At 58.3% G+C, this 25,471-nt stretch carries 26 protein-coding genes; 12 read left to right on the top strand and 14 right to left on the bottom strand.

Annotated features, from left to right (window positions below; all coding sequences use genetic code 11):
• Positions 1 to 16: 16 nt before the first annotated feature.
• From gfa to P406_RS02760, 6 genes are all read right to left on the bottom strand, one after another.
• Positions 17 to 595, bottom strand: coding sequence for an S-(hydroxymethyl)glutathione synthase (gene gfa / locus P406_RS02785; protein WP_003400750.1), 579 nt, complete (start codon positions 593 to 595; stop codon positions 17 to 19).
• Between the two features lie 70 nt (positions 596 to 665).
• Positions 666 to 1,775 (bottom strand): S-(hydroxymethyl)glutathione dehydrogenase/class III alcohol dehydrogenase, encoded by a 1,110-nt coding sequence (locus tag P406_RS02780; RefSeq protein ID WP_046235267.1) that lies wholly within the window; start codon positions 1,773 to 1,775, stop codon positions 666 to 668.
• A 71-nt stretch (positions 1,776 to 1,846) separates the two neighbouring features.
• Entirely contained in the window at positions 1,847 to 2,248 is a 402-nt protein-coding gene (locus tag P406_RS02775) for a DoxX family protein (RefSeq protein ID WP_046235266.1), read from the bottom strand.
• Positions 2,249 to 2,281: 33 nt separating this feature from the next.
• Positions 2,282 to 2,953, bottom strand: coding sequence for an alpha/beta hydrolase (locus tag P406_RS02770; protein WP_046235265.1), 672 nt, complete (start codon positions 2,951 to 2,953; stop codon positions 2,282 to 2,284).
• Between the two features lie 4 nt (positions 2,954 to 2,957).
• Positions 2,958 to 3,791 carry a DODA-type extradiol aromatic ring-opening family dioxygenase gene (locus P406_RS02765; protein ID WP_046235264.1) on the bottom strand — a complete coding sequence of 278 codons (834 nt, stop codon included), beginning with the start codon at positions 3,789 to 3,791 and terminating at the stop codon, positions 2,958 to 2,960.
• 30 nt (positions 3,792 to 3,821) lie between these two features.
• On the bottom strand, positions 3,822 to 4,451 hold the full coding sequence (locus tag P406_RS02760; protein ID WP_046235263.1) for an NADPH-dependent F420 reductase: 630 nt from the start codon (positions 4,449 to 4,451) through the stop codon (positions 3,822 to 3,824).
• Positions 4,452 to 4,561: 110 nt separating this feature from the next.
• Here P406_RS02760 and P406_RS02755 point away from each other — a divergent pair, with 110 nt between their 5' ends.
• Positions 4,562 to 5,461: a LysR family transcriptional regulator gene (locus tag P406_RS02755; protein ID WP_003400765.1), complete on the top strand. Its 900-nt coding sequence runs from the start codon at positions 4,562 to 4,564 to the stop codon at positions 5,459 to 5,461.
• Between the two features lie 125 nt (positions 5,462 to 5,586).
• Here the strand turns inward: P406_RS02755 and P406_RS02750 are convergent, their stop codons facing one another.
• The 5 genes from P406_RS02750 to P406_RS02730 form a co-directional block, all read right to left on the bottom strand.
• Positions 5,587 to 6,534: an alpha/beta fold hydrolase gene (locus P406_RS02750; protein WP_046235262.1), complete on the bottom strand. Its 948-nt coding sequence runs from the start codon at positions 6,532 to 6,534 to the stop codon at positions 5,587 to 5,589.
• A 198-nt stretch (positions 6,535 to 6,732) separates the two neighbouring features.
• Positions 6,733 to 7,317, bottom strand: a complete 585-nt coding sequence (locus P406_RS02745) for a carboxymuconolactone decarboxylase family protein (RefSeq protein ID WP_046235261.1) — start codon at positions 7,315 to 7,317, stop codon at positions 6,733 to 6,735.
• Between the two features lie 85 nt (positions 7,318 to 7,402).
• Positions 7,403 to 8,017, bottom strand: coding sequence for a nitroreductase family protein (locus P406_RS02740; protein WP_024639536.1), 615 nt, complete (start codon positions 8,015 to 8,017; stop codon positions 7,403 to 7,405).
• A gap of 76 nt (positions 8,018 to 8,093) precedes the next feature.
• On the bottom strand, positions 8,094 to 8,447 hold the full coding sequence (locus P406_RS02735; RefSeq protein ID WP_003400769.1) for a putative quinol monooxygenase: 354 nt from the start codon (positions 8,445 to 8,447) through the stop codon (positions 8,094 to 8,096).
• An 86-nt stretch (positions 8,448 to 8,533) separates the two neighbouring features.
• Positions 8,534 to 8,731, bottom strand: a complete 198-nt coding sequence (locus P406_RS02730) for a tautomerase family protein (RefSeq protein WP_003400770.1) — start codon at positions 8,729 to 8,731, stop codon at positions 8,534 to 8,536.
• A 142-nt stretch (positions 8,732 to 8,873) separates the two neighbouring features.
• Here P406_RS02730 and P406_RS02725 point away from each other — a divergent pair, with 142 nt between their 5' ends.
• The 7 genes from P406_RS02725 to P406_RS02695 all read left to right on the top strand — a co-directional run bounded on the left by P406_RS02725 (position 8,874) and on the right by P406_RS02695 (position 18,549).
• The gene (locus P406_RS02725; protein WP_046235260.1) at positions 8,874 to 9,776 is read left to right on the top strand and encodes a LysR family transcriptional regulator; all 903 of its coding nucleotides are present in this window, start codon (positions 8,874 to 8,876) and stop codon (positions 9,774 to 9,776) included.
• A 307-nt stretch (positions 9,777 to 10,083) separates the two neighbouring features.
• Positions 10,084 to 10,749 carry an amino acid ABC transporter permease gene (locus P406_RS02720; RefSeq protein WP_046235259.1) on the top strand — a complete coding sequence of 222 codons (666 nt, stop codon included), beginning with the start codon at positions 10,084 to 10,086 and terminating at the stop codon, positions 10,747 to 10,749.
• Positions 10,730 to 11,389, top strand: coding sequence for an amino acid ABC transporter permease (locus P406_RS02715; protein WP_011268106.1), 660 nt, complete (start codon positions 10,730 to 10,732; stop codon positions 11,387 to 11,389). The genes P406_RS02720 and P406_RS02715 overlap by 20 nt, the downstream gene beginning before the upstream one ends.
• Positions 11,386 to 12,147: an amino acid ABC transporter ATP-binding protein gene (locus P406_RS02710; protein ID WP_046235258.1), complete on the top strand. Its 762-nt coding sequence runs from the start codon at positions 11,386 to 11,388 to the stop codon at positions 12,145 to 12,147. Before P406_RS02715 ends, P406_RS02710 begins: the two co-directional genes overlap by 4 nt.
• Positions 12,148 to 12,191: 44 nt before the next feature.
• Positions 12,192 to 13,016 carry a transporter substrate-binding domain-containing protein gene (locus tag P406_RS02705; RefSeq protein WP_046235410.1) on the top strand — a complete coding sequence of 275 codons (825 nt, stop codon included), beginning with the start codon at positions 12,192 to 12,194 and terminating at the stop codon, positions 13,014 to 13,016.
• Positions 13,017 to 13,512: 496 nt separating this feature from the next.
• The gene (locus tag P406_RS02700) at positions 13,513 to 17,574 is read left to right on the top strand and encodes a CHASE domain-containing protein (protein WP_046235257.1); all 4,062 of its coding nucleotides are present in this window, start codon (positions 13,513 to 13,515) and stop codon (positions 17,572 to 17,574) included.
• 18 nt (positions 17,575 to 17,592) lie between these two features.
• Positions 17,593 to 18,549: a GGDEF domain-containing response regulator gene (locus P406_RS02695; RefSeq protein WP_046235256.1), complete on the top strand. Its 957-nt coding sequence runs from the start codon at positions 17,593 to 17,595 to the stop codon at positions 18,547 to 18,549.
• A gap of 26 nt (positions 18,550 to 18,575) precedes the next feature.
• Here P406_RS02695 and P406_RS02690 read toward each other — a convergent pair whose 3' ends face one another.
• Positions 18,576 to 19,460, bottom strand: coding sequence for a LysR family transcriptional regulator (locus tag P406_RS02690; RefSeq protein ID WP_046235255.1), 885 nt, complete (start codon positions 19,458 to 19,460; stop codon positions 18,576 to 18,578).
• Positions 19,461 to 19,599: 139 nt separating this feature from the next.
• On the opposite strand from P406_RS02690, the gene P406_RS02685 reads away from it, so the two are divergent.
• The 4 genes from P406_RS02685 to P406_RS02670 all read left to right on the top strand — a co-directional run bounded on the left by P406_RS02685 (position 19,600) and on the right by P406_RS02670 (position 22,606).
• Positions 19,600 to 20,712: an NADH:flavin oxidoreductase gene (locus P406_RS02685; RefSeq protein WP_046235254.1), complete on the top strand. Its 1,113-nt coding sequence runs from the start codon at positions 19,600 to 19,602 to the stop codon at positions 20,710 to 20,712.
• A gap of 113 nt (positions 20,713 to 20,825) precedes the next feature.
• Positions 20,826 to 21,119, top strand: a complete 294-nt coding sequence (locus P406_RS02680) for a metal-sensing transcriptional repressor (RefSeq protein ID WP_003318923.1) — start codon at positions 20,826 to 20,828, stop codon at positions 21,117 to 21,119.
• A gap of 7 nt (positions 21,120 to 21,126) precedes the next feature.
• Positions 21,127 to 22,002 carry a nickel/cobalt efflux protein RcnA gene (locus tag P406_RS02675; RefSeq protein ID WP_046235253.1) on the top strand — a complete coding sequence of 292 codons (876 nt, stop codon included), beginning with the start codon at positions 21,127 to 21,129 and terminating at the stop codon, positions 22,000 to 22,002.
• Between the two features lie 178 nt (positions 22,003 to 22,180).
• Positions 22,181 to 22,606 (top strand): VOC family protein, encoded by a 426-nt coding sequence (locus P406_RS02670; protein WP_003364399.1) that lies wholly within the window; start codon positions 22,181 to 22,183, stop codon positions 22,604 to 22,606.
• A 54-nt stretch (positions 22,607 to 22,660) separates the two neighbouring features.
• Here P406_RS02670 and P406_RS02665 read toward each other — a convergent pair whose 3' ends face one another.
• The gene (locus tag P406_RS02665) at positions 22,661 to 23,533 is read right to left on the bottom strand and encodes a LysR family transcriptional regulator (protein ID WP_046235252.1); all 873 of its coding nucleotides are present in this window, start codon (positions 23,531 to 23,533) and stop codon (positions 22,661 to 22,663) included.
• Positions 23,534 to 23,591: 58 nt separating this feature from the next.
• The gene (locus P406_RS02660; RefSeq protein ID WP_046235251.1) at positions 23,592 to 25,445 is read right to left on the bottom strand and encodes an ABC transporter ATP-binding protein; all 1,854 of its coding nucleotides are present in this window, start codon (positions 25,443 to 25,445) and stop codon (positions 23,592 to 23,594) included.
• Between the last annotated feature and the right edge of the window lie 26 nt (positions 25,446 to 25,471).

The following is a 25,471-nucleotide window of genomic DNA, read 5'->3' as shown; positions in this document are numbered from 1 at the left end:
CCCGCCAGGGATTATCTCAGCTCGCCTGAAGAACGCCATTTTGCTTCGCTACGTGTGCTGCCAAGGCATCCATCAGTGCCGGGGAAAGACAGTCGTAGGTTGGCAAACCCATCGTGTTGAAACGTTCGCGAATGCCGTCCATTTCAGCTGGCGGCGTACCCGTTTCAATGACCGACGAGACGAACGCGGCAAAGCCGGGCGCAGCCCAGCCTGTCTGAGGAGACAGTTCGGTGTGCACGAAATCCAGACCGTGGAACGCGTGGTTCTGGTTTTCGATGCGACCATACATGTGGGCACCACATTCTTTGCAGGCGTGACGCTGGATGGTAGCGCTTGCATCAATGATGGTCAGTTTGGCTGCGTTGACGGTAACGCTGACTTTGTCGCGATTGACTACCGCGATGACGGCAAACCTGGCGCCCGCTGGTTTCCAGCATTTACTGCAACCGCAGGCGTGGTTATGCAGTGTTTGAGCATCGACTTTGACCTCAACCTTGTCGGTCGGGCAAAGGCACTGCAGAGTGCCGCCTGCAAAGTCGGTAGCAGCGGATTTGATGCCGTTATCCAGCGCAGGGTGAAGTTTTACATCGCTCACAGTGTACCTCCAGCTATAGGGGTGACTTGGAACAGGTTCTATGGCAACTGCCCCGGAACAGTGGACGACATCAGTATTTGATGACGGTGCGGATCGACTTGCCTTCGTGCATCAAGTCAAACGCTTCATTGATGCGCTCCAGGCCCATGGTGTGAGTGACAAAAGGTGCCAGCTCGATCTCGCCTTTCATCGCGTCTTCAACCATCTTCGGCAGTTGGCTGCGGCCTTTTACGCCGCCAAACGCTGAGCCTTTCCAGGTACGGCCGGTGACCAGCTGGAAGGGACGTGTCGAGATTTCCTGACCGGCACCGGCGACACCAATGACGATCGATTGGCCCCAGCCGCGGTGGGCACATTCGAGCGCAGCGCGCATCACATGCACGTTACCGATACATTCGAAGGAGTGGTCGACACCCCAGCCAGTCATCTCAATGATCACCTGCTGGATCGGCTGTTCGTGATCTTTTGGATTCACACAGTCGGTAGCGCCAAACGAACGGGCCAGTTCGAACTTGGCAGGGTTGGTGTCGATAGCGATGATGCGTCCTGCCTTGGCCTGACGCGCACCCTGAATCGCCGCCAGACCGATGCCGCCCAGGCCAAATACCGCGACTGTGTCGCCAGGCTGGACTTTGGCCGTGTTGTGCACCGCGCCAATGCCGGTAGTCACGCCGCAGCCGAGCAGGCAGACGTGCTCGGGGTTGGCGTCTGGATTGATCTTCGCGACAGAAACTTCAGCGACAACAGTGTACTCGCTGAAGGTCGAGCAACCCATGTAGTGGTACAGGGGTTGGCCGTTGTAGGAGAAGCGTGAAGTGCCGTCCGGCATCACGCCTTTGCCCTGAGTGGCGCGCACAGCGGTGCACAGGTTGGTTTTGCCCGATTTACAGAACAGGCACTCGCCGCATTCGGCGGTGTACAGCGGAATGACGTGGTCACCGACTTTCACGCTGGTCACGCCTTCGCCTACTTCGATGACGATGCCGGCGCCTTCATGGCCCAGTACTACCGGGAACAGGCCTTCCGGATCATCGCCCGAAAGTGTGAAAGCATCCGTATGGCATACACCGGTATCAGTGATCTTGATCAGCACTTCGCCCTTGCGTGGCGGCTCGACGTCGATCTCGACGATCTGGAGCGGCTTGCCAGGTTCAAATGCAACTGCAGCACGAGACTTCATGTGATTTTCTCCAATTGATGATGCTCGACCCTTGGATCGTTGTCTTTGGGCCGAGCATCGAGAGGTGCCTGTCACTGCGTTCTGGAAGATTTCACAGCAAAAGCACCATCACCCAGCAGAGCGAGGACCAGCGCTGTGACGGACAGATAGATCGGATATTCCCAGCCACCGTTAGCATTGGTGAAGCTCCAGCCGTTGCCGAAATGCACGGTGGCGGCGGCAAACAGTTGAACAACAGCGATTGCAGCAACCCAGCGGGCGTAGACCCCCAGTACCAGCATCAAACCGCCGATCACTTCGAAGGCCATAACCGGATAGGCAAGGAAGCCTGGAAAGCCAATGGATTCGAAAAAGCCAGCAGTACCTGCCGGAGTAAAGACCAATACTTTGGTCAGGCCGTGGGCGATGAACATGAGGCCCAGTGCCAGACGCAATACAAAAGCGGCGTAAGGTGCGGTGCGTGAATCGATCATGGAAAATTCCTTGTGTTAAATAAGCAGTGGGGTTCAGTTGAAAAGCAAAAGTGTCCGATCCAGCCATTGCGAGAAGTCAGCCAGTTCCTGCGGAATGATCTCGTGGGCCATGTCGTAAAAATGAGTCTGGTGCTGCACACCGATCCGGCTGAGCCAGGCGTCAGCTTCATGTGCCCAGTCAATCGGCAGTACGTTGTCCTGCTGGCCGTGAGCAATGAAGGCTGAGACGCCTTGCAACTGATCACGTGGCGCAATCTTTGGCTCGATTTCTCGCAGCATCCGCCCGCTCAGCAGCGCAAAACCTGCCACTAGCTCAGGTCTTGTGACGCCGACGCTTGAGCTCATGATGCCGCCCTGGCTGAACCCGGCGATCACAGTGGGCAGCGGGGGAAGCGCCTGAATAAACCGGATCAATAACTGGCGGCTGGACTCAGCCTGCTCCTGGTTGAAAGAAGGTCCATCGCTGGTGAAGTTGACCTGGTACCAGGCGAAGCCTTGAGGACCCAATTGCTGCGGGCCGCGGAGCAACAGAATTTCGATCTCTTCGGGCAGCGACGCGGCCAGACTGGCGAGATTGGCTTCGTTCGATCCTACTCCGTGAAGCAGTAGCAACCGTGCCTTTGGGTTGACAGTGCTACATGCCTTACGGAAGAAAATACCCGACTCGGACTCGCGTGCGGGTTCAGAGAAGTTGATGTTTTGCATGAGGTTATTTCACACCTTGAACGGTTTGAGCTGACTCGAATCGTTCGCTATCAATTGAGATAAACAGGTAGCTGTCCATCGCCAGAACGCCGTGGGTAATACCGCCGTCCATTACCTGTGTCTGATAACCGTGACCAGCTGCCCCGAGCGCAATAAACAGCGGCAGGAAATGCTCATCGGTCGGATGTGCACGTTCGGCTGAAGGTGCGTACTGCTTGTAGTCGAGCAACTGATCAATGTTTCCTGCCTGCAGGGTCAGGGCGGTCCATGCTGCGAACTGTTTGACGTAGTCGGCGCCGTGGCTTGTTGCGCCGCGGAACTCGTACAGGTTGTGGGTGAGGCTGCCTGACGCCACGATCAATACGTTCATCTCACGCAGTGGCTTGAGTGCTGCGCCGAGCTGCCAGGCGCTGCGTGTATCAAGCGTGGCGGGCATGGACACCTGAACGACCGGTATGTCTGCGTCGGGTGCCAGATACATAAGTGGTATCCAGGCACCGTGATCCAGGCCGCGGGCGGAATCGAGCCGCGATTGCCAGCCCGCCGTCTGCAGCAGATCAACAATATGACTCGCTAACGCTGGTGCGCCCGGAGCCGGGTAGGACAACGTATACAAAGCGCCCGGAAAACCACCAAAGTCATGAATGGTTTCAGGTGCTGTGCTTGACGTAACCCTGACTTCGCCACGGGTCATCCAGTGCGGCGAGACAACCACGATGGCATCAGGTTTTGGCAGCTCACGACCGAGCCTGGCCAGTCTCGGGCCTGCCAGGCCGGGCTCGATGGCGAACGTGGGAGCACCATGAGACACAAACAGCAGGGGGAATGAAGTGTTCATGGTGACTGCTCCTGATTGATGATGTATTGCTTACTTGCTCAGCCAGACCGGAGCGACCGAAGTGCCCAGACCCGCGCCGTAACCGAGGTAGATGTTGAAACCCGCCAGTGGCTCCAGATAGCGAGCGTTAACCAGGCCGCCAGCGTCCACGGTGTTCCAGCCCAGGCTGCGAGCCAGCGCGATAGCGGTTTGCTTGGCGCGCTCACTGTCGCTGGCGACAAATACGCTGCCGGTCTGGTCGTTGGCGAACTTCGGACCATCGGCGAGCACTTGAGCGAACAGGGTGTTGAACGCTTTCACAACGTTGGCTTGCGGCACAGCCCTGGCGATTTCTTCCGAGGCGCTGGTGACGTGGCCGACGGTCAATGACATGTAGTCGGCGCTCAGCGGGTTGGTGATATCGATCACCACTTTACCGGTCAGGTCACCCAGGCTTTGCAGTGCAGCGGTCGCATCGGCATAGGCGGTGGCCACCACGATCACTTCGCTGTCACCCAACGCGTCGGACGCTACATAAGCGCTGACATTCGCGTGCTGGTCGGCCAGGGCCTGCGCATTGCTGATGTCACGGCCAGTGATGCGGACGCTGTGCCCTGCGGCAGAAAGCTGTTTCGCAAAGGCTGAGCCCATGTTGCCGGTACCGATTACTGTGATTTTCATGACTGCCTCTCTCTGAGTTGAGTTGCGTTTCGATGGGCCCAGTTTATAGATTGCCAGGCAGGGATAAATCGGGCTGAATGTGATGAATAGTTCCACTAAGTGAGCCAATCATGGATCGTGCACTGGAAATGCAGGTCTTCTGCACCGTTGTTGATAAGGGCAGTTTTGTCGGGGCAGCCGAGCCACTCGGCATGTCCAAGGCAGCCATCTCGCGTTACGTGAGCACGCTGGAGGAGCGTCTCGGCGCGCGGTTGTTGCACCGCACGACTCGGCGGCTTTCCTTGACGGATGAGGGGCGTCAGTTCTATCACCAGGCCCGTGAGGTGCTGGCCATGATGGATGAGGCAGAGAAGGCTGTATCGTCTGCTTCGCCGGAGGCCAGCGGAGTGCTTCGAGTCAACGCCCCGGTCAGTTTTGGCGTGCTGCACCTGGCTCCGATCTGGGCCGATTTCATGAGCGCCTACCCCAAGGTCGAGCTGGAAATCAGCTTGAGCGATCGTCTGGTGGATCTGGTTGACGAAGGTATTGATGCAGCGGTGCGTATCGCACGCATGGATAATTCGTCGTTGGTGGGCAGACGCCTGGCCAGTACCCGGATGTGCCTGTGTGCGTCGCCTGCGTATCTGGCCAGCCACGCACCCATTGAAAAACTATCGGATGTGGCAGAGCACGGGGTAGTGGCCTACAGCAACTTTGCCAGCGGTACTGAATGGCAATTCGAGGGGCCCGAAGGCAGTGAAAGCGTGCACACGCGCTCGGTGGTTCGATGTAATAACGGGGATACCTGCCGCGCCATCACATTGGCCGGTGGTGGCATTTCGTTGCAGCCGAGTTTTATGGTGGCGCAGGATCTACGCCGAGGCGATCTGGTCGAAATACTTCCCGAGTATCAATCGGTCGAGTTGGGGATCTACGTGGTGTATCCAACCCGTAAACATTTACCCGCGAAGGTAAGATCGCTGATCAACTTTCTGGTTGAGCGATTCGCCCATCCAGTATGGGAGCGGTGACAGACCTTTGGAAAAACCGGCTGATATAAGGGGCAGTGAAGGTATCAGCCGGATAAAAGGAGCGCTGTATCAGGAGCGTCCGTATCCGCAGAAACCCGGAAGTACGGCCACCCATCGAATCGCCGTTACTGCAAAAAGCTGCGCAGGTCTGCCGCAAATTTCACTGGATTCTTGAACGCCAGGAAGTGATCGCCTTGCTCGGCTTTGGTGTACACATGAAGCACCGAGTCCCGGATAACCGAGCTCATCCAGTGCTGACTCTCCAGCCAGTCGCTGTACTCACCGGTGAAGATTGCGGTCGGCACATTGATCTTTGACCGAATGACGTCTCGCCAGTCGTTGGTTGTGTGATCGAAAAGCACCTGCCTGGTAAATGCCATGTCATCTTTAATCACCTCTTGCACGAGGCTGATGACGTTATGGAAGTAGGGCGAGTCCATCGCCATCGCTCGCTCGACAACCCGGCTTGCGGAAACCAGCCTGTTGGTGGCGATGCCTTGCGCATAGGATGCAATCATTCGCTCGGGCGACGTGGTGAACGCCCCGGCCTCGAGCCGTTCTTGCTCCGTCCAGTCGGCGTGGCAATAAATCGAGGGTGCCTGGTCAATGATGCTCAGGGTGCGAATGCCTTGCGTGCCAAACAGATCGATGTAGGCCCACATCACCGATGCGCCCATGGACCAGCCGCAGTAGTCGGCCTGCGAAACGCCCAAATGGCCGGCGAACTCCTTCACGTCCATAGCGTACCGTGAAATGCGATTACCGAAGTCGACGCGCTCGGAAAGGCCCTGATTTCTCACGTCCAGCACATACACATGGTAGTGCTCGCTCAGGATGTGCATCAGGTGAAAGTACATTGCGCCGTTGGCCGACCAGCCGGGGATGAAGATCAACGGTTGCCCGGCGCCGGCTTCCCAATAGCCGAGATTAACGCCGTCGCTGGTGGTGAAGCTGCTTATCTTCAGATCAGTAAAGTCTGAGGTACGAAAGGGCTGACCAATGATCTCATGGGGAAAGTAGAAATCTTCATCAAGCAATGCGTTGAGCGCTATGGCTTTTAATGGGTATTTCAAGAAGGAACACCTGCAATTAAAAAGGGTGATGGACAGGTCCTGGCATCGCCCCAGGCCTTTGGCAGGCCGTACGGGTTGATCGTTGCCCACGCAGACCAGGCTCGATCATTCAGCGTGCCGCGACCGTTGAAAGGAGGAGGTGAGTCGATGGCGGTACAGCCATCGATCCATGCTTCAGGAAGCAGGCATGCGTCGGTATCAGCCTTTGATCCAGTTGCCATTCGACTGGGCATCAACGGCGATATCGAAGGTCTGAATGTAGCCTGACAACATCCGATAAAAACCAATGACGAGAATGGCATCGCTCAGCTCATGGAGCGAGAAGTGCTGCAAGGTATGCTTGAACAGCACACCCGGGGCCTTGCCTTTGTCGATAATGGCCTGGCCAAACCGAAGCAGGACGCGCTCGTCCTCTTTGAACGCTGTGGCATCCTCCAGGCAGCCTTCTGCGATGGCGACGAACTGATCAGGACGAACCCCCGCAACTTGAGCGATGGAAACATGCTGCTCCCACTCATAGGCGACGTTCTCATGCGCAGCCAGCAGCAATACCATCATCTCCTTATGATAGTCGGAGAGGGTGAGGTCCCTGAATATTGCGTTGGTCAGGTCGATGACAGGAATAAATGCTCCGGGGCTGTAACCCAGCATTCGAAAGAAGTTGACCTTCGTTGGAAGCTTCTCGAATTTTTCCCGTACCTGATCAGGCAGTTTTGTAAAATCGGGATACTCGATTTCAACTTTGGAACTGATGTTGTCATGCGGGCCGGTCGGGTTGGCCATGGGACGCTCCTTCAGAGTGATCTGGTCGTCGTGATGTCGGGTTTGACAGGGTTGCTTAAGCGATGCGTCGTCCGCACTTTGTGTGCTAAATAAACTCAAGCACTTCGCGAACGGCTTTACGCGGCTTTTGCGGCCAGTTGCTCTCGCCTGGATAACCGACGGTCACCAGCATCACGGGGATTTCAGTAGCTGAAAGATTGAATGCTTCTGCAACCGCCGCTGGGTCGAAGCCGATCATGGGGGTTGAATCAAGGCCTTGGCCTTTAGCTGCAAGCATCAGCGTCATGGCGGCCAGCGAGCCTGAACGGATGGCTTCATCGCGCTGCAGTTGTGGATTTTCAGCGTACATACCCTGAACGGCGCCCACCCACATGTCATAAATGGCCTTGTCGATGACCCCGGCATCCATCGAAGGCTTCAGCGATGCTGCAATCGTTTGATGCGGATTCAGGGTGCCACACACAATAAATGTCACGGCTGAATCCACCACCTTCTTTTGTCCATAGGCCAACGGCAGCAAACGTGCTTTTGCTTCTTCACTGCGTATGGCTACGAAACGCCAGTTTTGAAGGTTGAAGGCGGACGGCGCATGGGTGGCCAGATCAATCAGATCAGTGATCGCTTGATCTGAGAGTTTGCGCTCAGTGTCGTAGTTGTTGGCGGAAATTCGGGACTTGATGAGGTCAGCGATAATAGACATGGTGCTCTCTATGCCGTAAGGGGGAAACAAGTGCAGCCCCGGTTTTTTGCAGTCGAGTCTGCGCAGATCAAATCGGTTAGCGGCTGAAGCCGTCGAACGGCGTCATGTACACAGCACCGAACGGATCCAAGCGTTTACGGATCTCGGCATCTGGTGTGCCGTACACAACCAGACTGGTGATGGTGCACAGTTCGAGGAAGCGCTTGCCGAATGGGGCGAAGGTGATGTCTACGTGGCTGACAACGGATTCGACGTTATAGCGCTCAAGGATATGCGCAACGCTTTGATCTTCATTCACGCTGTACTCGTAAACCAGGGTGCCGGGCTCTTTCCGGGTGGCGGCAACGACCTGGGCGATCAGCGCTTTGAACTCGGCAAAGTCGCCGGGTTTGATTGCAAGCGAGAATAAGCAGGAAATATGTGGATGCATGGTGATCTCTTCCACGGTCGGCCCCCAAGGGGGGCAGGTGAGGATGCAACGCTGATCCAGTCGTTGCATCTATGCAGTGTGCAGGTTCAGGGCGTGGCGGGAGTTTCACCGAACAATTTGCCCGCACCTGCCCAATCCGACGGTGCTACGTCTTCGAAAATGACGTAGATGTATTCGGCGGGAGTCCCCGTGTTTTTGACGATGCTTTCGGTGATTTCAGCAGCTACGGCGGCTTTCTGAGCATGCTCTTTACCTTCGAACCAGCTGACGCGTACGACGGGCATGATGTATTCCTGTTTGGGATTGAAAACTCGGTCTGATGTGATCAGCCAGAGACATACCGCCATGCTAGGGTAGAAGTGTCTGGCGATAAACTGCCTGAAACTCTAAAGTGGGTAGAGTTATTGTCTACTTTTCAGGGCGGTTATGATTCCCATAGACTCGTTCCAAGGCGTCATCACCTTTGTGGTGGCAGCGCGTTCGAATAGCTTTACCGAGGCAGCCGGGCGACTGGGTATTTCGAAATCGGCCGTCGGCAAATCCATAGCCCGCCTGGAAGGGCGACTGGGCGTCCAGCTGTTTCATCGCTCTACCCGTCGAATATCTCTGACTGCTGATGGCGATGCCTATTTCATCGCCTGCTCGAACGCGCTCGAAGAAATCGGTGCGGCTGAAAGCGGATTGGCTCCGGGAACCCGCGAACCGTCCGGACGATTGCGCATCGATATACCCGTGGCATTCGGGCGCCGGGTTGTCGCCCCGTTGTTATTTGAGATCGCTAACAAGTATCCCGCGCTGCAGTTGAATATGACTTTTTCTGACCACTTGGTCGATCCGATTGAAGAGGGGATCGACCTGCTGGTTCGTTTTGGAAAACTCAAGGATACCAGCGGCCTTGTTGCTCGCCGGCTTGCGCGACAACGCTGGGCTATTTGCGCCGCGCCGAGTTATCTGGCCCGTTTTGGCGTACCTGACACCCTGGAAGATATGAATCGTCACCATTGCATCGTCGGCCATCGACGGGGCCAACCACTCTCCTGGCGAGTCAATGAAGGTCAGGAAACCGTTCGCTACGCGCCACCTTCCGCACATCAGATCGGCGATGGCGAGGCCATGATCCTGGCAGCCGTCGCCGGCGCCGGCCTGTGCCAGATGCCGCGCTGCCTGTTCAAGGACGACATTGACGCGGGCCGACTGGTTGAGGTGCTTGCAGGCTATGAACCAGAGCCCGTTGAAGTACATGCCGTATGGCCCAGGGTTTCTCACTTGCGGCCCAAGGTGAGGTATGTGGTTGATGAGCTGGTGCGGTTGTGTGAGCACTGGCAGTAGCGTCATCGCGAAGACATTCCAGCCAGGCAGACGCCCTGCATCACCTCAGACCAATCCGGTTTTGCAGAACCCGCTACCGCCAATTCATGGAGCCCCACACATACTGATTGGGCAAGTGTTCATTCCACTTGATACTGGCACGTGACGCGTATGGGGCGCCCAGGCAGGCACCTTTTTCGCGCTATGCTTATGCTAAAAAGGTATTAATTTTATGTAAAACAGAAGGTTAAGCTATATATCAATACGTAAGTTCAAGGCCCCGCCTGATGTGTTTTCTGTCCGTTTATCCCGATGTGGAAGGCCAGCAATGACCTTCGATTACGCATTTGCCATTTCCACGCTGCCTGCTTTCCTCAAAGCCATTGGTGTCACCCTCCAGGTGGGGCTGATTGCAATTCTGACCTCACTGATGGTGGCGGTTGTCAACGCGGCGATTGCTACATTCAAGGTGCCGGTCCTGCACCGTCTGGTGCCGGTTTATGTTGAGTTGGCACGCAACACGCCGTTGCTTATTCAACTGTTCTTCATCTATTTCGCCTTGCCGACGCTGGGGATTCGCGTGTCGGGTTTCGCGTCGGCAGTGATTGCCATGACCTTTCTCGGCGGTGCTTACCTGACCGAGATTCTGCGCGCCGGCATAGAGGCCGTGCCCAAGACACAGATCGAGTCGGGGTTGTCCATCGGCCTGTCCCGCTGGCAGTTACTGCGCCACGTGATTCTGCCGCAGGCGGGCATCCTCAGCCTGCCGGCACTGTTCGCCAATTTCGTCTTTCTGCTCAAGGAAACCACCGTGGTCTCGGCTGTCGCGGTGCCGGAAATTCTCTACACCACCAAGAGCTACATTGCCCTGTATTACAAAACCTACGAGATGCTCGCGGTGATGACCGGTCTGTGTGTGTTGCTGTTCCTGCCGTTGTCTTTGTTGCTCGGTCTTCTGGAAAGGAGGCTCCAGCATGGCCAGTTCGGGTCTTGAGTTGTTGTGGGTGTCTGCGCCGCAGTTGATCACGGGGGCAGGGCGCACATTAGGGATTTCACTGTTGGCAATTGTCTTCAGCAGTATTGGCGGCGTGGGTTACGGCGTGCTGCGCAGCCTTGGCAAACGCTGGCTGGAGGTGCCGTTGCGGATCTATCTGGAGCTGTTCCGGGCGATTCCGGTACTGGTCTGGCTGTACTTGTTCTTCTTCGGGTTGCCGATTTTCCTTGGCGTGAGTATTCCAGCGTTCTGGTGCGCAGTGCTGGTGCTTTCTTTGTGGGGGGCCAGCGAGGTCGGTGAGGTGGTGCGCGGCGGGTTGCGTTCGATTCCTCGCGGGCAACGCGAAGCAGGCCTGGCAATCGGCCTTGGTCTCGGCCAGTTGTATGGTCGCGTGCTGCTGCCACAGGCACTCAAGCGACTGACGCCGCCGGTGATCAATGTCTATACGCGGCTGATCAAGACCAGCTCGCTCGCCGTCCTGATCGGAGTCGTGGACGTGACCAAGGTCGGCCAGCAGATCATCGAGCGCACGTACGAGTCGGTGCTGATCTACGGCTTTCTGTTTCTATTCTTTTTTATCGTCTGTTATCCGCTGTCGGCCGCCTCGCGTGTGCTTGAACGGCGCTGGAATCATGCATGAGCACATTGATCGAACTGTCCGGCTTCAGCAAAAACTTTGGTGACACCGCGGTGCTCCGAGACATCGACCTGAGCGTGAAAGAGGGCGAAGTCGTGGTGATTCTCGGCCCCAGCGGGTGTGGCAAGAGCACCTTGCTGCGCTGCCTCAACGGCCTCGAGCTCGGTCATGCCGGCAGCCTGCACTTTGCCGGCAAGGCGCTGCCCGCCAACGCCGACTGGCGGCTGGTCAGGCAACAAATCGGCATGGTTTTTCAGAGCTATCACCTGTTTCCGCACATGACCGTACTCGACAACATTCTGCTCGGCCCGTTGCGCGTGCAAAAACGAAGTGCAGCCGGGGCTCGTCAGCAGGCCGAGGCGTTACTGCAGCGGGTGGGCCTGACGGACAAGCGTGACGCCTATCCGCGCGAGCTGTCCGGTGGCCAGCAGCAGCGTATCGCTATCGTGCGCGCGCTGTGCATGAACCCAAAAGTCATGCTGTTCGATGAAGTGACCGCAGCCCTCGATCCGGAGATGGTCAAGGAAGTGCTGGAAGTGATCCTCGACCTCGCCCAAGGCGGCATGACCATGCTCATCGTCACTCATGAAATGGCCTTCGCCCGAGCGGTGGCCGACCGAATCCTGTTCATGGACCGCGGCCGGATCGCGGAACAGAACGACCCCGAAACTTTCTTCAGCGCCCCGCAGACCGCACGCGCGCAGCAGTTCCTGGAGAGGTTCTCCTACGTGGAAAACATGCCAAAAAGGAAAGCATCGTGAGCTTCAAAACTGCCCTCGTATTACCGTTGATTGCCTTCACCCTGATGGCGGGTTGCGACAAGCCTGCCGAGCAGAAGCCCGTGGCCAAGGCTGCCCCTTTACCGTCCAGCAGTTACCTGGAAACCATCAAGGCTCGCGACAAGCTGATTGTCGGTGTGTTCAGCGATAAACCGCCTTTTGGCTTCGTCAACGAGCAGGGCCAGTACGTCGGTTTCGACACTGACCTGGGCAAGCGTTTCGCCAAGGACCTGTTGGGCGACGAGAAGAAGATCGAGTTCGTAGTAGTCGAACCTGCCAGCCGCATACCGTTTCTGCAGAGCGACAAGGTAGATTTGATTCTGGCCAACATGACGGTTACGCCGGAACGTCGAGAGGCAGTGGATTTCACCAACCCGAATTTGCGTGTTGCAGTTCAGGCGCTGGTGCCGCAAGCCAGTCCGGTCAAGACGCTGGACGATCTGGCGAGCAAGACCACCATCGTCACCACCGGCACCACGGCTGATCTCTGGCTGACGAAAAATCATCCTGACTGGAAAGTGCTGAAGTTCGAGAAAAACTCCGAGTCGCTGCAAGCGCTGGCCAATGGTCGCGGTGATGCCTATGCGCAGGACAATCTGGTGCTGTTCAGCTGGGCGAAGAAAAACCCCGGCTATCGCGTGCTGGAGCAGAAACTCGGTGACGAAGCGCCAATTGCTCCTGCCGTCAAAAAAGGCAATATCGAACTGCGCGACTGGGTGAACACCGAACTGGCCAGGCTGGGCGAAGAGAAATACCTGCTCAAGCTCTACGACCAGTATGTACGCCCGGAACTGGCCGAGGGCACAGACCCCAACGCGGTCATCGTCGAAGGCGGAAGCTGGAAGCCTTGATGGCAGAGACCTGACGGTATTGACCGAATGGCGAACCGGCTCAATGCCGGTTCGTTTTACTGCATGAGCGGCAATCGCACTGGCTACGCTGAACAAGCTTACGATTCAAGCTGAAACCGCAGGGCTGGCCAGCATGACCGGGCCCGATCAACTTCCTTCCTTCGTCGTACACCGCAACCTGTCGAACACACCCGCATAAATAAGGCACTGATGGCTTGTCAAGTCGTGCCTGTGCTCAGTCGATAAAGGCGCTAAGGTTTCCTTAAGAAAAGGATAACTATCATTTAGCCATCTGCTGGGTCGATTCCATGAGTTGCAGGTGGCTGCTGACAGATGCCGTGCGGCCGCGCGCGCGATAAACCGGCAGCCATGGCGACGTCACTGGCGCTTGGTCGAAGACAATCTACGCTTGAGGTCGCAGAGACGCGCCAGGGCAGGCGGATGGTGTCCTCTGGTCACCTCACAGTATTCAGGATTGAAAACGAGTGTCTGATCGATGAAGAAAAGCTCTCTCACGTGGCTCGTTGGCTGGATGGCTGTGGTTCTGTTGGCCGGGCTTAGCGTCAGCTTTATCGCCAGCCATGAACAGCGCAGGTCGATTGATGCACGCATAGGCCAGGCTCTCAAAGAGGCCGGTGAGGGGATCGGCGATAACTTGCAGGCACGGCTCAGGGTCTATGAGTACCGCCTTCGAGGTCTGCGCGGTGCGGTTCACATGCTGGACCTCGAGCATGTCAATAGCAGCCAGATGAGTCGTTACAGCAAAGGGCGCGATATCGAGAAGGAGTACCCGGGCGCGCGCGGATTCGGTTTTATCCGCCGCGTTGCTGCCAGCGATGAGGCCGAGTTCGTAAGGCGTGTCAGGGCGGATGGCAGGCCGGACTTCAGTCTCAGTCGATTGAGTGGGCCGGGCACCCGGCAGGGAGACCGTTTCATCATTCAATTCATCGACCCGCTGGACCGCAATGTCCAGGCGCTGGGGCTGGACATCGCCTCCGAGGAGCATCGTCGCGATGCAGCCCTTCAGGCCATGCGCAGCGGCGCTGCAACCTTGTCGGCGCCTATTACCCTGCTGCAGGACAACGATGATCACATGCGCGCGTTTCTGTTCCTGTTACCGGTTTACAGCACCCCTGAAACCCCCAACGATATCGCCCAGCGGGAAACATCCCTGGTCGGCTGGACCTATGCGCCGTTGGCCATGCGTGAGGTGATGAGCAATCTGGACCCTCTGAACCACAGGCTGCACTTGAAGCTTTATGACGTCAGTGAAGGCAGGCAACTGATCTACCAGACTCCGGAAAACGATCATGAGCAGGAGGTCTTGCAGACTTACGCCTTCGAGCGAGAAATCTACGGGCGTGTATGGCGCATGGAGGTAGGTGCTCACCCGGCATTTATCACGGCTCTCGATCCGGTCCCGGCGGGCAGGGTGTTCATCATCGGCACGCTGGTCAGCCTGATGTTGACGGTGCTGGTCGGCACGCTGCTACTGTCCCGTCAGCGCAAACAGCAGGTGGTTGCCGGTCAGGCCAGGCTGGCAACCATCGTCGAAAACTCCAGCGACGCGATCATCGGTGAAGCCCTGGACGGTCGAATCATCACCTGGAACCGGGCTGCCGAGCAGATGTTCGGCTATGACGAGCACGAAGTGCTGGGCTGCCCGTTGGCGCCACTGCTGGTTCCGCCAGAGCTGGTTCATGAAGACGAACAGCTGTTGGAAAGGGTGGCCCGCGGTGAGCGCGGGCCGACGCTGGAAACCCGGCGGCTGCACAAGAACGGCCAGTTGATCGATGTGACCATTACCTGCAGTTTCATCCGCGAGACTGACGGCACCATACTCGGCGCGGCGAAAATGATGCACGACATCACCGATCGCAAACGCGTCGAACGCTATCTCATGGAGTTCAACGCACAGCTTGAACAGCAGGTCAGCGAGCGCACTGCAGAGCTGTCCAGAGTGGCGGGTTTGCTGCAGGGGGTACTGGACGCCTCTTCGGAAGTTTCGATCATCGCTACCGATACCCAGGGGCAGATCTTTGTGTTCAATCGTGGCGCCGAGTTGCTGCTGGGCTACAGCAATGCGGAAATGCTCAGTGGCAACGGTCCAGGCGTGTTTCATCTTCCTGAAGAAGTGGCTGTACGCGCCGCGGAGCTGAGTCGTGAATACGGCACTGCGATCAAAGGCATTGACGTCTTTTGCTACAAGGCGTCCCGCGAAGGCTCGGAAACCCGGCAATGGACCTACGTGCGCAAGGACGGCTCGACGGTGCCTGTGCTGATGATCATCACCCCGATCCGCACCGCCGATGGAGAACTCATCGGTCATCTGGGTATTGCTCAGGACATCACCGAACGGCTGCACCACAGCGCCGAGTTGCACGCGGCCAAGTCCAGCGCCGAGGCTGCCAATGCGGCCAAGAGTCTGTTTCTGGCCAACATGAGCCATGAAATCCGTACGCCCATGAATGCCGTGATCGGCATCTCCCATCTGCTGCACAACACCGCTTTGAACGACCAGCAGCGTCAGTTGCTGACCAAATTGCAGATCGCCGGCCGGACACTGTTGGGGATCATCAACGATATCCTCGACATCGCCAAGATCGAAGCGGGAGAGATGCGCCTGGAACATAACCCCTTCAGCCCGCGGCAACTGCTCGACGAACTGGGCGAGTTGTTCACGCCCCAGGCTCAGGAAAAAGGCCTGCGCTTTTCTATCAACGTTGTAACGCCGCTGTCTGGCCAGTTGATAGGTGACGCTTTGCGGGTCAACCAGATCCTCATGAATCTGGTCGGCAATGCGCTCAAGTTCACCACCGTGGGTGGTGTCGATGTGACGGTGAGTCGTAAAGACGATCACGCCGATACCTGCTGGTTGCGCTTCGCTGTGCAGGACACTGGCTGCGGCATACCGGGCGATGTGCTCGGCCAGTTGTTTTCGCCGTTCACGCAGGCGGACGCCTCTACCACGCGGCGGTTTGGCGGCACCGGACTGGGGTTGTCGGTCGTGCGCGGGCTGGCCGAGCAGATGGGCGGCCGGATAGGGGTGGAGAGCGAACTCGGCACAGGCAGCGAGTTCTGGGTGGAGTTGCCGTTTCAGATCAGCCATACCGACCTTGAGCCGTCCGGCCCTGGAAGCAGTCTGGAGGTCATGCTGCTCAGCGACGACGCACAATCGTCCATGGCCCTGCAGCGGCTGTGTCGCGGCCTGGGATGGCGAGTGGCAAGTCTGATCGGCGAACATACCCTGCACGCAGCTTTGCGCGAGCGCAATCAAGTCAACGCGGCATTGCCGGACGTACTGTTGGTGGACTGGCAGCAGCCGCAGGTTGATGAGCTGCAGCAACTGATCGAGGCGACGCCGCTGCCGATCATTCTGGTGACACCGACCGAGGTCCAGGCAGAACTGTACTCTCTTGTCGACAAGGTATTGCTCAAGCCGCTGGACAGCTCGGCCTTGTTCAACGCGGTCAACGCTTGCATCGCCAGGTACCAGGGCAGTACTGAAAGGGTCATCCAGGCCACGCGGATGGATACCTCCATGACGCTCTGGCTGAGTGGATTGCACCTGCTGCTGGTGGACGACAGCGAGATCAACCTTGAGGTCGCCAGCCTGTTGTTGCAGCAACAGGGCGCAGTGGTCCAGACCTGCAGCAATGGTCTGCTGGCCCTTGAACGACTGCGTCAGACGCCGGATTTCTTCGACGCGGTGCTGATGGATGTGCAGATGCCGGAAATGGATGGCTATGAGGCCACGCGGCGCTTGCGCAACGAACTGGGCCTGACACGCCTACCCGTGCTGGCGCTGACCGCAGGCGCTCTGGCAGAAGAGCGGCGGCAGGCCGAACTCGCGGGTATGGATGATTTCCTCACCAAGCCTCTGGACCCCGCGGCCCTGATCCGGGCGGTACGGCGTGCCGTCGAGCGTGTTCGAGGCGCTCCGCTGGCGGTCGGCACCTTGCTGCAGGAAGCATCGACAGGCTCTGCATGGCCGGTGATCGAAGGTATCGATACCCAGGAGGTCGCCGCTCGGCTAGGCAATGATGTGCCCTTGTTTCTCTCTTCGCTGCGGCGCTTTTTCAGTGAATTTGCCGCGTTTGGCGAGAGCGAAAACGTTCTGATGCGGGCGCGACAGAACCGCGATCAAACAATGGCTGACCTGCACAAGTTGCGCGGCTCTGCACTGCTGCTTGGCGCCACGCAAGTGGGCCTGCATGCCGGGCAGGCGGAAACCCTGCTGCGCAACGCTGCGGACCCGGAGCAGGCTGTGCGAGCCCTGAGTGCCGCTTTCCGGGCATTGCAGGAGCGCACGCCGGTACTTGAGGAAAGGCCGCTGGCCCCGCGTATCGATGCGGACCTCGATGCGTCCCGGCAGGGGTTGTCGACCTTGCGTGAATTGCTTGAAAACCGTGATATCGCCGCGCTGGATCAGTTTCCGCTGGCTGCTGTGGCTCTTCAGGAGCTGGCCGGACAGGCACTGGTCGAACAGCTCTGGCAGACCATTGAAGGGCTCGAGTTCGAGCAGGCACTGCACCTGCTCGAACGTGCGGAATTATAAAAAGGAGCGTCACCCACCATGCAACCTGTACCTAGCCTGCTGATTGTCGATGATGATATTTCCGCCATTCGCGTGTTGAGCAAAATTCTGAACGGCCTGGGGCAGATTCGTTTCGCCACGGGTGGCGCCCAGGCCTTGAAGATGGTCCGGGAAATGCGTCCTGACCTTATCCTTCTCGACGCCGAGATGCCCGGAATGAGCGGGTTTGAAGTCTGCGAGACGCTAAAGGCCGATCAATTGCTGGAAGACGTCCCCGTCATCTTCATCACCAGCCACACCGAAACCCGTATCGAGGAAGCCGGACTGGCGCTGGGGGCCGTGGATTTCATCGGCAAGCCTATTCAGCCGTTGATCGTCACGGCGCGAGTAAAGACCCACCTGCGCCTGAAAATGGCGATGGACCAGCTCAACCTGCTGGCCCAGACCGATGGGCTGACGGGGCTGGCCAACCGGCGTTTTCTCGACGAGAGTATCGCGCGCGAATGGCTGCGCGTGCGGCGCAACCAAGGGGCGTTTTCGCTGCTGTTGCTCGATATCGATTTCTTCAAGCGTTACAACGATCACTATGGCCATTTGCAAGGCGATGAGTGCCTGATTGCTATTGCCCATGCCTTGAAAAAGTCCGTGCACAGGTCTACCGATCTGGTGGCCCGTTATGGTGGCGAAGAGTTTGCCGTGCTGTTGCCGGATACAGGGGCAGAGGGTGCCTGTCGGCTCGCGGATGAAATCGTGCAGCGCATTCAAGGCCTCAACAAGCGCCATGAAACCAGTGACTTCGGCCTGGTGACCGTGTCCGTGGGGGTAGCAAGTCTGGAGGCTGGTGCGCTACCCATTCCGCGCTCGGACTTTGCGCCCGGCACTGCGCCGGACTCGATTGCAATAGCATTGCTGGCGGAAGCCGACCGGGCCTTGTACCGGGCCAAGCATGAAGGGCGAAACTGCAGCCGGTTTGAGCCGATACAGGTTGCTTCTTGAGTCTGCCATACCGATGGCATTTTGCTTCAAACCGCATTCTTCTTGAGCTCTGCCTCAAGGCGGTCAACGAACAGGCGTACCCGGTGAGGGACGCGCTGGCGGGTCGGTAATACGGCCGTGACAGACAACTGCTCGGGGATGACGTCCTCGAAGTGTATCTGCAGAAGGCTGCCTTCACGGATTTCCTGCTGAACGTCCCAATAGGTCAGCATGGCCAGCCCCAGGCCCTGTTTGCATGCCGTGCGCACTGCTTCGACGCTATTGGCCGAGAACGCCCCCTGCGCGCGAATGGCCACCGGCTCGCCTTCTCTGATGAACGGCCAGTAAGGCATCGCATGCAAGGTGATGCACGGGTGTTGACGAAGTTCGTCAAGCACCGATGGCTGGCCGCGCCGCGCCAGGTAGTCGGGGCTTGCACACACGACCCGGGGGTTGGGCGCCAGCGATCTGGCCACCAGCGCGGAGTCACGTATCGTGGCGATCCGAATGGCGACATCGATGCCCAGCCCGGCGATGTCCACGATGCTGTCCGACAGCGTCAGGTCGATACTCAGTGCCGGATTCTCCTGCATCAACGCAGGCAGCAGCGGCATGATGACGGTCTGACCAAACACGCTGGGGGCTGTGACCCGCAATACGCCACTGGCCGTACCCGCATCGGCTTTCAGCGTTGCACGGGCGGTTTCGCTGGCGTGCAGCATGGTTTTGGCGTGCGGCAGAAACACTTCGCCCTCAGGCGTCAGTGATACCGAGCGGGTGGTGCGGTGAACCAGCCTGACGCCCAGGTCGTTTTCCAGCGCAGCCAGACGTCTGGAGATTGCCATCGGCGACAACCCGAGTCGACGCGCCGCTTCCGACAGGCTCCTGCTGGAGGCAATGGCGGCGAACACCTCTATATCAGATATTTGCACGGATTCTATCCATTTTCGTTAAAGCGCCTTATCTGCACGGCCGGGTTCCAATGGGCTGCGCCAGCCCTTACCGTTGCTGCAGGTTCTGTCAATGACTGCGGGCAATTCGCAGCCGGTCTGCACAGTGAGGATTTGCAGTATGAGCGAGACAAACAAACACGTTACAGCGCCGTTCGATAGAGGTCATCTGAAACTGAAGAACAGATTTGCGGTAGCGCCCATGACACGCGTGAGCGCGGACGAGCAGGGCAGTGCAACGCAGACCATGGCGCGCTACTACGAGCGGTTCGCCAAAGGCGGTTTTGGCCTGATCATTACCGAGGGCAACTACACCGATCGCAGTTCTTCCCAAGGCTACCGCTTCCAGCCCGGGCTCACCGATGACGAGCAGGCTCAGGCCTGGCGTGCCACGACCGATGCTGTGCACCGGCATGGCAGTGTCATGATTGCGCAGCTCATGCACGCCGGTGCGCTCAGTCAGGCCAATCGCTTCGTCAGCGAGTCGGTGGGTCCTTCGGCCATTCGTCCCAAGGGCGAACAGATGGCGTTCTATTACGGCGCGGGCAGCTACCGGATTCCGCGGGCGATGAGTGACAAGGATATTGCCGAGGCCATTGACGGGTTCGCTCGCGCTGCGCAACTGGCTATCGGCACTGCAGGCTTTGACGGTGTCGAGATACATGGTGCGAACGGCTACCTGCTGGATCAGTTTCTGACCGACTACAGCAATCAGCGCACCGATCAATGGGGCGGTGAGGTCGGACAGCGTCTGCGACTGACGCTCGAGGTCATCGCCGCAGTGAAAAAAGTCGCCGGGCAGGCACCGGTGGGCGTGCGTCTTTCACAAGGCAAGGTCAACGACTTTCAGCACAAATGGGCAGGGGGCGAACGCGATGCCGAAGTCATTTTCGCTGCGCTGGCCGATGCCGGCGTCGATTACATCCATGTGACCGAACACGAAGCATGGCAGCCGGCGTTTGCCCAAGGTCAAGCCAGCCTGGTCGAACTGGCCCGTCGTTACGCGCCGGATGTTGCGCTGATCGCCAATGGCGGCCTGCACGATCCGCAAAAAGCCGAACAGTTGCTTCGCGACGGTGCCGACATCATCGCGGTGGGCAAGGGCGCGCTGGCCAATCCGGACCTGCCAGAGTTGTTGCGTCAGGGCGCGCCACTCCGCGACTTCGATCCAGCCATTCTCGGGCCGATTGCCAATATCAAGGACAGTGAGCTGGCATTCAACGGGATGAGTTGAACAGGTTTTCACCGGTGGGCTCGCTTCCGGTTCCAATCCTGCATTACCTTTGACTCTATCCCCCCTGGGGGGATAGAGTGCCGGTCTGAATCACCCAGACTGGAGCTCGATCCATGAGTGAACACGACCATCCCCACGGCCATACGCACCAGTCCCACGAAGCTGTCATCAAGCGCCTGAAACGGGCCGACGGTCATTTGCGCGGCATCATCACCATGATCGAAGAAGGGCGCGAGTGTGTGGACATCGCCCAGCAGCTGCACGCGGTCGAGAAAGCGGTGTGCCAGGCCAAGCGCACGTTGATTCAGGATCATATCGATCACTGCCTCGAAGACACGCTCGGTTCACTCGCCAGGGGCGAGCGGGCACCGCTGGAAGCCTTCAAGCAAATCACCAAATACCTTTAGGTCTCGCATGCCCAACTTCGTCGAGTTGCTCCAGCAAGGTGGTTCGCATGCCTGGCTGTATTTTCCCAGTGCCATTTTGCTGGGCGCGTTGCACGGGCTAGAGCCCGGGCATTCGAAAACCATGATGGCGGCGTTCATTGTGGCCATTCGTGGCTCTGTTAAACAGGCCGTGATGCTCGGTGTCGCCGCCACCGTTTCGCACACCGCCGTTGTATGGCTGGTGGCCATCGGCGGCATGTATCTGGGCCAGGGGCTGGATGCTGAAACCACGGAGCCTTACTTTCAGCTCGCGTCATCTGCCGTGATCATCGCCATTGCCTTGTGGATGCTATGGCGCACCTGGCGTGGCGAGCAGCTGTATCAGTTCGAAAGTGCCCGGCTGAGTCACGGGCATGCAGGCCATGGCCATGAGCACGACGTGGACTCCCATGAGCATGAGCACGGTCACAGCCATAGCCATGACCACAGCGATCTGGACGGCTTGAACCTGAGCGCCGAAGGCTATCAGGACGCCCATGAAAAGGCCCATGCCGACGACATTCGCAAGCGCTTCACCCATCGCGAGGTCAGCAATGGCCAGATCCTGATGTTCGGCTTGACCGGGGGCCTTATCCCTTGCCCTGCGGCCATCACCGTGCTGCTGCTGTGTCTGCAGGTGCAGCAGGTGACCCTGGGCGCGATGATGGTGATCTGTTTCAGCGTGGGGCTCGCCATTACGCTGGTCACTGTTGGCGCTGCCGCCGCCATCGGTGCGCGAAAAGCCTCGAATCGTTTTCCCTGGCTCAGTGCCGCCGCTCGACGCGCACCTTACCTGTCCAGCGTCCTGATTATCTGTGTCGGGATGTATGTAGGGATCAACGGCTGGATAAGCCTGCATTCGTGAGCTGGACTGGTGCTTGAGCGAAGCAGCTATCACAAAAATAATTTGTGCATCTGAAAAATATATATTGATTTTTATTGGTATCGACCGGCTTTAGCATGAGTGGAACTCGAAGAAGTCGCCGGACAGCGAGCGCGTCGTCCGGCTTCACCCGCCACCAAGAGCTGCAATCGGAGTCCTGATGAGTCTTTCTCCTTTCCACCTTGCAATCCCGGTTTATGACCTGGCCGCGACACGTGCCTTCTACGGTGAAGTGTTCGGTCTTTCCGAAGGGCGCTCCAGCGACCAGTGGGTCGACTTCGATTTCTACGGGCACCAGTTGGTGATTCATGAACACCCGAAAACCGCCTCTCAAGAGAGCGTGCACAGCAACCCGGTAGACGGTCACGACGTGCCGGTTCCGCATTTCGGGATCATTTTGGAATGGGCCCAGTGGGAAGCCCTGGCCGAGCGCTTGAAATCCTTCGGTACCGAGTTCGTCATCGAACCCTACATTCGCTTCAAGGGGCAGGTGGGGGAACAGGCCACCATGTTCCTTTTCGATCCCTGCGGTAATGCGCTTGAGTTCAAGGCGTTCAAGGACATGAGTCAGCTGTTCGCAAAATAGTAAAAGGCCTGGCGCGCACCACGTCGCGCCAGGCTTGCTTGAGTGGGCGCAACGCTAACCAGTCAGCACATGGTCATTAATCAGTTGCACCAGCGTGCTCACCGGTTCGGTCAGGCTGCGGCGAGCACGATGTACCAGGCCGATATCGCGATGGAAGGTATGCGCTTTCAAGTCGATAGAGCGCACACCGGCGTGCCATGTCTGCAGGGTTGCCGTTTCCGGAACCAAGGCTACGCCGACGCCGTTGGCGACCAGTTTCATAATCGCATCCAGTTCATCGAGCTCGCAGACTTCGCGCAGCGAGACATGGGTCTGGCGCAGGAACCGGTCGACCTGTCGACCACCAAACGACGATCGATCGTAACGAATGAAGGGATGAGCCGAAACCAGCTCGGCCCAGTCATCCCCCGGTATGTCGGCAGGCACGATAAGGCGGTAGGGCTCACGGACCAGCGTCGTCCAGCGCAGGTCGCTTTGCAGTGAGAAGGGCGGGCGGATGATCGCTGCCATGTCGATCTCGCCAGCGTCCACCTGATTGACCAGATCCATGGACAGGCCGGGAATGACGCGCGTCCTGCACGCTGGGAATTGCTGATGAAACCGAGCGAGCGCTTCCGGCAGAAAGGAGCGTTGCACAGAGGCAATTGCGCCGATGGTCACCAGCACGCTGGCGGGCAATCCGACCGTAGTAGTGCCCAGGCTGCTGAACTGGCGCACCAGATCCTGACCTTGTAGCAACACTTGCTGCCCCATGCGGTTGAGCTGGGCTGAACGTCCTTTTCGGTCGAACAGCTCGACGCCCAGTTCAGCTTCAAGGCGCTGCATCTGCGCACTGACAGCGGCCTGGGTGAGCCCGATCTTGCTGCCCGCCGCAGCGAACGTGCCTTCTCTCGCCACGGCAATAAACGTTTTCAGTTCTTTGATCATGGGCAAAGAATAATTGTATTTTTACTGAAAGCACATTTGTTTATTTTGTTGTTGCTGCCTATCCCATGTCCTCGGCCACACCCTGATCCTCACCGAGAAACCCGCCGCTCTGGTGCTGCCACAGCCGCGCATAGGTTCCGTTTTTGCCCAGCAGTTCGGCGTGGGTGCCTTGTTCGATGATGCGCCCGTCATCCATGACAATCAGCCGGTCCATGGCGGCAATCGTGGACAGGCGGTGAGCGATGGCAATCACCGTCTTGCCCTGCATCATTTCATCGAGGCTTTCCTGGATCGCCACTTCGACTTCCGAGTCCAGCGCACTGGTGGCTTCGTCGAGCAGCAGGATCGGCGCGTTCTTGAGCATCACCCGGGCGATGGCGACGCGTTGACGCTGGCCGCCCGACAGCTTGATACCGCGCTCACCCACCAGCGTGTCGTAGCCACTGTGGCCTTGTTTGTCGCTCAGTTGGCTGATGAACCCGTCGGCTTGCGCACTCGCCGCAGCGCTGCGGATTTGCTCATCAGTCGCGTCGGGGCGTCCGTAGGCGATGTTGTCGCGAATGGAGCGGTGCAGCAACGAGGTGTCCTGCGTGACCATGCCGATGGCGCTGCGCAGGCTGTCCTGAGTAACGTGCGCAATGTCTTGCCCATCAATACTGATCGAGCCCTTGTCCACGTCATAAAAGCGCAGCAGCAGGTTGATGAGCGTGGATTTGCCGGCACCGGAGCGACCCACCAGGCCGATTTTTTCACCAGGACGAATGGTCAGGCTCAGGGCATCGAGCACCTGACGTTCGCCGTTGTAATTGAAGCTCACGTTATCGAAGGTGACCGCGCCACCGCGGGTGACCAGAGCCTTCGCATCCGGCGCATCCTCAACCTTGGGGCCGCGGGTCAAGGTCTCCATGCCGTCCTGGACGGTGCCGATGTTCTCGAATAACGAGGTCATCTGCCACATGATCCAGTGCGACATGCCGTTGATACGCAACGCCATGGCGGTGATCGCCGCAACCGCACCGGTGCCGACCTGGCCCTGGTGCCACAGCCATAGGGCGTAACCGCCAGCACCCATGATCAGCGCGACCACCAGTGCCTGATTGACGATCTCGAACTGGCTGACCAGACGCATCTGGGCCAGGCCGGTGAGCTTGAAGTCCTCCATCGCTGCGCGCGCAAAATGCGCTTCACGCTTGGAGTGGGAGAACAGCTTTACCGTGGTGATGTTGGTGTACGCGTCCGAGACACGTCCGGTCATCGATGAGCGTGCGTTGGCCTGCTCCTGGCCGACCTTGCCCAGGCGCGGCACGAAGTACAGCATGGCCAGGCCGAACAGCATCAGCCAGCCAAGGAAAGGCAGCATCAGTTTCAAGTCGAAGCCGCCGGCCAGGGCGATGATCGCGATGAAATAGACGCCGATACCGAGGACGATTTCGACGATGGTGAACAGCACCTCGCGCACTGACAGCGCTGTCTGCATCACCTTGGTGGTGACGCGGCCGGAGAACTCATCGGAGAAGAAAGACAGGCTTTGCCGCAACATCAATCGATGGAAGTCCCAACGCAGCCGCAGGGGCAGGTTGATTGCCAATACCTGGTGCTGCACCATTGTGCGCAACGCCACCAGCACGATGCTGCTCAGCAATACCAGGCCGATGCCCCACAGCACGCTACTTTCCTGCGCGGCCGTATCGCCGCCAGCCTTCCAGGTGGACAGCAGGTCCACGACCTGCCCGAGGAAGGAAAACAACCAGGCTTCGTAAATCGACACACCGGCGCACAGCAGCGCAAACGCAAGAATGTAACCGCGTGCCCCTCGCGTACAGGCCCAGAGAAACCGGGCCAGGCCGTCAGGTGGCGGCGGCACTTCGTCAGGCGGGAAGGGGTCAAGCCATTTTTCAAACGCGCGAAGCATGGTGTTCTCCAAAAAAATCAGTGCAA

Source organism: Pseudomonas syringae pv. coryli str. NCPPB 4273 (assembly GCF_000972175.1).
GTDB lineage: Bacteria > Pseudomonadota > Gammaproteobacteria > Pseudomonadales > Pseudomonadaceae > Aquipseudomonas > Aquipseudomonas syringae.
Note: the sequence above shows the minus strand (reverse complement) of the source record. Positions and strands in the feature narration are given on the sequence as shown.